At 63.3% G+C, this 9,279-nt stretch carries 4 protein-coding genes and 1 pseudogene; 3 read left to right on the top strand and 2 right to left on the bottom strand.

Going from position 1 to position 9,279, the window contains the following annotated elements:
- Positions 1–3,343: ESPR-type extended signal peptide-containing protein (locus ACV22Z_RS35455; RefSeq protein WP_448080901.1), on the bottom strand; the 3,343-nt coding region annotated here is incomplete at its 3' end.
- A gap of 768 nt (positions 3,344–4,111) precedes the next feature.
- Complete coding sequence (locus ACV22Z_RS35460; protein WP_448080902.1) at positions 4,112–5,845, bottom strand: tannase/feruloyl esterase family alpha/beta hydrolase; 1,734 nt, start codon at positions 5,843–5,845, stop codon at positions 4,112–4,114.
- A gap of 520 nt (positions 5,846–6,365) precedes the next feature.
- Here ACV22Z_RS35460 and ACV22Z_RS35465 point away from each other — a divergent pair.
- The 3 genes and pseudogenes from ACV22Z_RS35465 to ACV22Z_RS35475 all read left to right on the top strand — a co-directional run.
- A complete protein-coding gene (locus tag ACV22Z_RS35465) occupies positions 6,366–7,766 on the top strand; it encodes a sigma-54 interaction domain-containing protein (RefSeq protein ID WP_448080903.1) in 1,401 nt (466 codons plus the stop codon).
- A gap of 232 nt (positions 7,767–7,998) precedes the next feature.
- Positions 7,999–8,916, top strand: coding sequence for a 3-hydroxyacyl-CoA dehydrogenase family protein (locus ACV22Z_RS35470; protein WP_448080904.1), 918 nt, complete (start codon positions 7,999–8,001; stop codon positions 8,914–8,916).
- A 93-nt stretch (positions 8,917–9,009) separates the two neighbouring features.
- Positions 9,010–9,279: pseudogene (locus tag ACV22Z_RS35475) on the top strand (GntP family permease); the annotation flags it as partial.

Here is a 9,279-nt window from a genome sequence, read left to right on the forward strand (position 1 = left end):
CCTTGCCCTTCGACGCGTCGTCGTAGGCCACCGCCAGCGACGTCAGATTGCCCGACTCATCCTTGCCGACCAGGCCAACGTCCTTCAGCTGCGCCACGTTCACTGCGTCCGTGTCGTCCTTGCCGGCCGCCACGTTCTTCAGCTGCACTGCCGTGCCCGCCTTGCCCAGCGTCACCTTGTTCTTCGACGCACTGTCGTACACCACCGCCAGCGATTCGCCCGTCGTCGAGTCGATCACCCCGCCGTCCGTCAGCGATTCCTTCAGGTCGCCCAGGCTTTCGTTCGTTGCAAACAGTTGCGCACCGTTGATCGCGTCCGTGCTCGTCGCACTGACGTCGCCCTTCGCCACCTTCGTGATCTTCGTGCCATTCGCACCACCCAGCGTGATCGAGTCGTAGTTCGTCGTGCCGTCCTTGTTACGGTCGTACGTCACCGCGTCATCCGACCCGCCACCCTGCGACGCCGCCGCATTCAGCGCATCTCCGACGTTGTGGTAAGTCGTTCCGGCAATCGTATATTCCGGCGCCACGATGCTGCCGTCCGAGCTCACGGCTGCGCCGCCACCGAGCGCGTTCGTCACGCCCTTCAACTGGTTGACGTTCACCGCGTCGGTACCTTGCGTACCGGCGGCCACATTGATGATCTGACGCTGACCAACCATGCCGCCACCGATCGACAGCGCATTGCCGCGATTCGCGACCGAACCCTGGCCGAGCGCGACGCCGCCGCTCGCGGTCACGCTGGTATTCGAGCCGAGCGCGACGGCATTCGTCACGTTGCGGGAAACGCTCGCGCTCTTGCCCATCGCGATACCGTTCGTCGCGCCCGCGTTCACGCGCGCGCCATCGCCGACTGCAACCGCGCTTTGGCCGAGCGCCCATGTATTGTTGTTACCGACGGCCAGCGCGTTGTCCGCGTTCGCCTGCACGTGCGCACCGATCGCAATTGCTTGCGTGCCGTTTGTCTGCGCATCCGAACCCATCGCCACGGCGTAGTCCTGACCCGCCCCCGTCTGTGCGAGGCTACCGATCGCGACCGAGTTGTCCGAGCCAGCGACGGTCTGCAGACCGACCGCGATCGCATTCGTGCCGCTCGCCGCCGACAACACGCCGATCGCCGCGGCCGTCGCCAGCGACGGATCGCCGCCGTTCAACGATGCGATGTTGTCACCTGCCTGACCTTCGACGGCGACGAGCGGAGCGCCCACGTCGCGAGTTGAGATCGACGCGTCCTTGAAGTCGAGCATGCGTGTGGATCGTTTTTCGAGCGCTTGCGCCTTCTCGTCGAACGTCGACGACAGCGAATTCAGCGCGGCGTAGAGCTGCGAGCCGTTGATCGCATCCGTGCTGTCCGCCTCGACGTTGCCGTCGGCGACGTTGAGGATCTTGCGTTCGTTGCCTGCACTGCCAACCGAAACGGTGTTGGCCTGGGTCGTGACGGAGTTGACGCCGATGGCGACCGAATTCATGCCGGACGCACGTGCGCCGGTGCCGATTGCAAGCGCGCCGACGCTGGTCGCATTCGCGTTCGAGCCGATCGCCACGGCGTTCGCGCCGAGCGCAGCCGCCTGCGTACCCGTCGCCTTGACCTTGATGTATTTCATATCGAGCGAACCGTTGCCGAGGCTCGTCTCGACGTCCTTCTTGACGTCGTTCAGCCCCGACGCAAGCTGCTTCACGTTGACGGCGTCCGTATCCGCGACACCCGCCGCGACGTTCTTCAGCGACACCGGCGCCGCACCCGCGCCACCCAGCGTCACGCTGGTCTTGCCCGTGCCGTCGTACTTCACGGCGTTCTCGGCGCCACCACCGCTGCCACCCGTCGAAGCCGCCGCCTGAAGCGCGTCGCCAACGTTGCTGTACGTCTGGTCACCCACCTTGTACGCCGGCTTCGACACCGTGCCGTCCGCGTTGACGGCCGATCCGCCGCCAAGAGCAGCCGCGACGCTCGACGCCGCGCCGTACAGTTGCCCGCCGTTCACGGCCTCCATGCTCGATGCCGTCACCTTGCCGGCCTTCACTTTGTCGAGCGTCGTCCCGCCAGCGCCACCCAGCGTCGCGCGGCTCTTGTTCGCGCCGTCGTAGACCACCGCCAGCGAAGCGCCGGTGCCCGGATCGATCAGGCCGCTGTCCGTCAGCGATTGCTCGACGTTGGTCACGCGATTGTTGGTCGCGAACAGCTGAGCGCCGTTTACCGCATCCGTGCTGCCCGCTGCCAGCGTGCCTGCGCGCACGTTGGTGAGCTTCGTCGCGGCCGCGCCCGTGCCGCCGAGCGTGACCGTGGCTTTCGACGCATCGTCATAGTGCACGGCGTTCTCGTCAGCACCGCCGCCGCCGCCCGATTGCGCCGCAGCCTGCAGCGCCGAACCGACATCGTTGTAGGTCTGGTCGCCGATCTTGTACTTGGGCTTCACGATGCTGCCGTCCGCCGCGACGCTCGCATTGCCGCCGAGCGCCGACGTCACGTCCTGCAACTGCGCGACGTTGACGGCGTCGGTTGCCTGCGTGCCGCGTGCAACATTGACGACCTGGCGCTCGAATCCCGCCGCGCCGACCGATACCGTCATCTCGCGGTCGGCTTCCGAATACGAACCGAGTGCAATGCTGTCCGCCGCGCGCGCCTCCGCGCCCGAGCCGAGTGCCAATGCCCCCTCGGCCGTGGCAGCCGAGTTCGAGCCGATCGCCGTCGCGCCCACCTCCGAGGCGACGGTCGAGTCGCCGATCGCGAGCCCCGATTCCGCCGATGCCTGCGCCTTGCGGCCCAGCGCAAAGGCACCCCAGCCGGTCGCCTGTGCGGTGCCGCCGATCGCGATCGACGACGTGCCGGATGCGTTGGCGCCAGCCCCCAACGCAACCGCGCCCTGATCGCCGAGCGCCGATGCCTGTGCGCCCACCGCGACGTTGTTGGCCTTGGCGGTCGCCACGCTGCCGAGCGCCACCGCGCCGCCGAGCCCCGTCGCCGACGGCCGTGTGCTCGCGTTGCTGCCGATCGCGATCGACTTCTCGCCGAGCGCCGACGCGGCATCGGTGCCGTTGCCATTCGCATCGATCTTCACGTACGGACTGTTGTCGGTCGCGATTGCGCGGGTACCTGCCAGCAGCTTCGCCGCGCCGGGCGATGCTTCCTGCCCGTCGTCAGCCCGGCTTTCCAGCGCCTGCTGCAACTCGTCGGCCTGCTCGCCAGGCGCCGCGAACGCGGAACCCATCGACGCCGCGACGAGCGCGGTGGTCGCGGCAATACGAGCGCTGGAAGACGACGACTTCGATCGCCCGCGTGCGATTTCAGAGGCCGCACACCAGGTGCTGGTCGAGTGATTCCATACGACACGATATGTCTTGTTCATCCGAAGGTTTCCTTCTGGTGGTAGAGCCGGCTCGGTGCACACGCGAGTACGGTGGCCAAAGCCGCCGCGGCAACTCCGCGGCGGCAGCCGGCAATGACGAGGTTCCTGCGCTTGCGGTTACCCGGAGAAATGGCGGTGCGCCCGTTCGGGCGCGCCGAGACCAAACCGGCCGAATGTGCGCTCATGCTGGAGAAAATGCGTCATTCGCGACCGGGAACTGAAAGCTGGATGAAATTCTATTAACGCGACCAGAATCGAAAAATAGGACGATTTCTAAACAACCGGCAAATAAATTCATCCATGTACGAATTAATTTCGAGAAAGTAAAAATCTTTAACAATTTGAAGATTTAAAATTTCAAGAAAAGAATCTGCCCATACATGGAGCGATTTGATGGTATTGCGCCTGGCACGGGTGGGGCCGGGGCATTCGGCCAGCGCGGTGCGCGCGCGGCCGCTTATCCGCGCGTCTGGCGCAGCGCGTGGCTCATCTGCGCGATCGGCATCGCGGCACTCGAGTTCTTCGAGCGGAAGCGGATTGATACTTGCTTAAAAATCTCCGAAGACTGTCCGAACGAGCACGGTCACCACTGCTCTCCACCGGTATCGCCCAAAATCCGTCGACTGATACCTGAACGGAGCGCCCGTTCGCCGGAATTCATCCGTTGAGGACCAACGTGACAAAATCCGGCGACGAGCGTATTGATCAGCGGTCCCCTTGTTGCGAAGCATCCGGTCCGGCGCAGTTACGCGCTGGACTACGGATCAGTCACTGACTGGCGCACGTAAAGCTGGAAGCCGAATTGACGTCGCCCGATCCGGTGTACTTGGGCCAGGTCGGGTACTCGCACAGCGGTCGGGTCCGGCCTGGTACGCCGAGCGTGTCGGCAACGATTTGCGGCGGCGGAGCGACACCTTTTTCTGCCCAGTTCTCAAGCGTCGTCAACGAGTCCCATGCGGCATTGAAGGACGTGCCGGCTACATGGCCGAAGCCGGGAATCTCGTAATAGCGAAGAAAATCGTGGACCCGCGCCGCCCCCATCGTATCTTGTACGCGCTGAAAGTATTGTTCTGTGGATCGCGTGCTCACGAGCACATCGGCTGTACCATGTGCCATCAGGATCTTGCCTCCCTTCGCGGCGAAGGCCGACAGATCCGCCTTGTTCTGATCCTGGAGCGCGGTGAGTTCGCTGATGCGCGACTGCCATATGCCGGGGTTCTGCGGGTCGACGGACAGCGAATTGTAGCCGGGGTCCCGAGTGACGAAATACCGAATCCACTGATCCCAGAAATTGCTCATGTAGGGCGCCGAGGCCGGCATCGGGACGGCAGGTTGGGCAGATCCCAGCGCGAGACGGGCTAACGCTTGTTCGATAACATTGCCCGCAATTCCGAGGTCGGCGCCGTAGACGTTAAAGCCCGGATATTGGGTCTCACCGCTGCCCAGCGGGTAGCCGAAAGTGATCGGCGTGTTGTAGACATTCAACGCGGCGATCTGAGCGTCGGACAGACAGGTGTCCCCGGTATCCGCACCGCCCGGGCAGCGCAGCGGCACGCCGTTCAGCAGGGCCGTGGCGGGGTTGAACGTCGCGTTACAGGCGGCGATGTTGCTGATGATGCCGTCCTTCACGCCGTCGAGTCCGTCGCATGCGGCCATCACCGCATCGAGCAGCACCTTGCGCTTCGCGAGATTCGGATACGCGCCCGGCGCGGTGAACGCACGCGTGATGCGACCGAACTGGAGGTCGAGTGACGCGGCATTCCAGGCCGGATACAGCGCGATGATGCCGTCCCAGTCCTGGGGCCAGCGCTGCGCGACCTCGAGCGCTTCCCGACCGCCCGACGATCCACCGGCGAAATAGGCTTTCCCGGGCCGCGAAACCGCGTAACGTGTGTCGACCAAATAGACCGCGGCGTCGCGCGTTTTCTTGAGTGCGTCGCCGGTGTAGTTGAGCAGGGACTCGTTGTTCAACGCGAACGATCCATCGGGGTCGCTCGCCGCATGATGGCCCGAGTCGCTCGCGAACACCGCATACCCGCGTCCGAGCGGCGAGACGCTTGCGCCAACGCCAAGGTCAGCGGGAACGTTGGATGAGGGCGGCGTTATTGTGCCGTCGTATCCGCCGCCGCCGAACATCATGATTTTCCCGTTCCATGAGGTCGGCAGGTCGAGTTCGAAATTGATCGGCGGCGCGGACGAGTCGACCGGCGCGATGCTCGCCAGCACCTTGCAGTACTCGGGACGGGCGTCCACGCCGCTGCCCGACGCGGCCACCGTTGTCGCGCTGGTCACGCGAGCGCCGCTGGTCGGCAATCCGATGGCGGATGCAGGCACGGTCGAATTCGACAACGCGCTGCATGAGACGGGTTGCGCGCTGGACGACGCGCTGCTGCTCACGTCGTCTGCGCCGCATCCGTGCAAACCGGGCAGAAATGCGACTCCGGCAACGACGATGATCATTCTCTTCCGGCGAATCGGTGTCGCCACGTTCCGATCGAACATGTTGTCTCCTGAATAGTCATTGGGTCTTGGGTGGTGCAATCGGTCAGCAGCAAAAGTCGTACCCGTTTCTTCGACGGAGGAACGGAAGACGGTTGCTTACGTCAGCGCATGGTCGCGGCAAGGTATGACGACGCCCCGCTGCGTGCGGCGTACGCGCGAGCGAATGACCTCAATTAGGACAATGATCGAATTGTGGGCACCATGAGCGATGGACGTCGATCGCCAGGCTTGCGTGGCGTCCCCCGGCAATCGCGCGTTTTTACGGTCGCCTGTATTGCGGCACTTGTCGGCGTCCGAAACAGTCCGGGTCCGGGAAACTATGGACGGTCCGCATGACATATGGGATATCCCAGCCCTTAGACTACAGGTCTGCCCCGGCGCTAGCGCATCGGCCATGCGACGATGTGGAATCACCCCGGCCGAATCCGTTTTGACGCAGGCGCTGCTCGCACGGATCGTGACGGTTTGCGATTGCAGCCGGAGTTATGGAAAATACGCACATTTTGCAGGTGTCCATTCGATGATCGAAACAAATCGCGGCGCCATCAGCGCTATGCGCGGCCAGGCACTACAGGCGCTGTTCGAGGCATTCGAGCGATTGGCGGAGGGCGCCTTCGTGGTCGATCGTTCCGCGCGCATCCTTTGGGCGAACGACCGTTATCTCGCGTTCATCGGCATGCCGGAGCGGTCGAGTGTAATCGGCCGGCATATTGCCGAGGTTGTGCCAACAACGCAGATGCCGCTGGTGGTCGAAACCGGGCAATCGATTCCGTTCGACCTCATCGAAGTCAATCGATCGTGGGCCGTGGTGTCGCGCTTTCCGATCAAGGACGAGAAAGACGAAATCATCGGCGGCTTCTGCGTCGTGCTATACAACGACATCGACGTCGTGAGGCCGATCGTCGATCGCGTCAACCGGCTTCGCGCAGAGCTGGACAGCACGAAGTCGAAGCTGAATCAGGCACGGCGCCCGAAGTACAGCTTCTCGCAGTTCGTCGGCAACAGTGCATCCGCACAGCATGTAAAGAGCCAGGGGAAACGCGCAGCCGCCAGCGATTCCACGGTGCTGCTGCTCGGCGAAACAGGGACCGGGAAGGAACTGATCGCCCATTCGATTCATGCGGCATCGTCTCGTGCGGACCGGAATTTCGTTGCACTGAATGTCTCGGCCGTTCCCGAGGAACTCGTCGAGGCCGAATTCTTCGGTGTCGCGCCGGGCGCTTATACCGGCGCCAGTCCGAAGGGCCGGATCGGCAAGATGGCGCTCGCGAACGGGGGCACCTTGTTTCTCGACGAGGTGGCGGACATGCCGATGCGCGTTCAGGTCAAATTGCTGCGCGCACTGCAGGAGAGGGAGATCGAGGCAGTCGGTTCCAACACGGTGACGCCGATCGATATCCGCCTGATCGCGGCGACGAGCAAGGACATCGAGCAGGCGATCCGGGCCGGAACGTTTCGGCCGGATCTGTACTATCGGCTAAACGTGGTTCCGATCCGGATCGCATCGTTGCGCGAGCGCGCGGAAGATATCCCGATGCTCGCGGATGTCCTTCTCGAGTCGGTCTGCCAGTCGCTCGGCGTGCCTGTCAAGGAGTTCGAACCGGCTGCACTGGCGGAACTGCAATCGCGTCCGTGGCCGGGCAATGTCCGGGAATTGCTAAACGTCATCGAGCGCATGTGCGTGCTGTCTTCATCGCTGATCCTGACGCTGGACGACGTGCTGAATGCGCTGGATTCGGCGACGGGACCGGGCAAGGCCGATCGCAGATCGTCGGCGCTTCGCGAATCGGTGACAGGTCTCGAACGGGAGATGATCGTCGACGCGTTACAGAGGTCCGGCGGCAACAAGCTGCGCGCCGCGAAATTGCTGGGGATCGCACGATCGAATCTCTACAAGAAGCTTCAGGAATACGACCTGTAGGAGATGCGCCGTGCCGCGTCGCGAACCTCGATCTCGTTGACCTGTACTCGGTCAATGTCCGAAAGTTGGGCAGAGTGGGCGCCTCGTCCATGCTTCGCAATCGATCAGCGATCGGCCGGCAACCTCGGTTTTCCCGGTCGCATCGCCTTTTCTTGTCGGCTGACGTCGCCTGGCCCGACATTTGCTCCGAACCTCTCGTTCTTCCAACCAATCCTGGAGAAAAGAGGTGCACATGAAAGGCGTCGAGGTAGGTGTTGTCGGTGGTGGCCTGATGGGTATCGGCATTGCCGTGAAATTTGCATTGGCAGGTCAATCGGTCGTCATTGTGGAAACAGATAAGGGCCGCGTCGACCGGATGCTCGCCGTTGCCGGGGAGATTGTCGACGAACTGATGGACGCGGGCGCCATCACGGCGGACGTCGGAAGAAGCGCGCTCGAGGCGTTGACAGTCTCGCCGGATCTGGATGCGCTGGGGCGAGCTGCGCTGGTTATCGAGGCCGTGCCCGAAATCCTGGATGTCAAACGCCGGCTGTTCGAACGCATCGAGGCGATCGTCGACGCCGATTCGATCATCGCCAGCAATACAAGCGGTTACCTGCCCGATCGACTCTCCGAAGGCATGCGGTCGAAGGAGCGCTTCCTGATCGCACATTTCTGGAATCCGCCGCACCTGATTCCGCTGGTGGAAGTCGTGCCCGGCACAGCCACCGATCGTGCCGTGGTCGAGCAGTTGGTCGCATGCCTGTCGGAAATCGATGCGCAACCGGTCGTGCTGAACATGGCGATTCCCGGCTTCATAGGCAATCGGATCCAGTTCGCGGTGCTGCGCGAGGCGTTGAATATCGTGCGCGCAGGCGTCGCCACGCCGGAAGTCGTTGATACGGTCGTCAAGGCGTCGCTGGGGCGGCGCTACAACATCGTCGGACCGCTTGAGGGCGCCGATCTCGGCGGCCTTGCGACGTTTCTGTCCATCTCGCAGCATCTGATGCCGGAGCTTGCCAAGGACGAAGACGTGTTGGATCTGCTGCGCCAGCATACCGATCGAGGCGAACTGGGGCTCAGTTCCGGACAGGGGTTCTATCGCTGGACCGACGAACGACTCCTGGCCATTCGATCAGCCCGTCGTCGGCTACTGCAGACGACGAATTGACCGACTGAAGCGCCGGATGCCGTCGTGTGCCGCCGCATTCCGATGCGTCCGGCCGATGCGGATCCGCATACAAAAATCATTCTGGAGACTCCCGTGTCCTTTGCAATCGTCCTCGCCGCGCTGGCGTTCCTGATGTTCGCCGCGTACCGCGGCTACAGCGTGATCCTGTTCGCGCCCATCGCCGCGCTCGGCGCCGTGCTCATGACCGATCCGGCCGCCGTCGCGCCGGTCTTCTCCGGCATCTTCATGGAGAAGATGGTCGGCTTCGTCAAACTGTACTTCCCGGTGTTCATGCTCGGTGCGGTGTTCGGCAAGGTCATCGAACTGTCCGGCTTCTCCGAATCGATCGTCCACGCGGCGATT

It is taken from the genome of Burkholderia sp. PU8-34 (assembly GCF_053427725.1).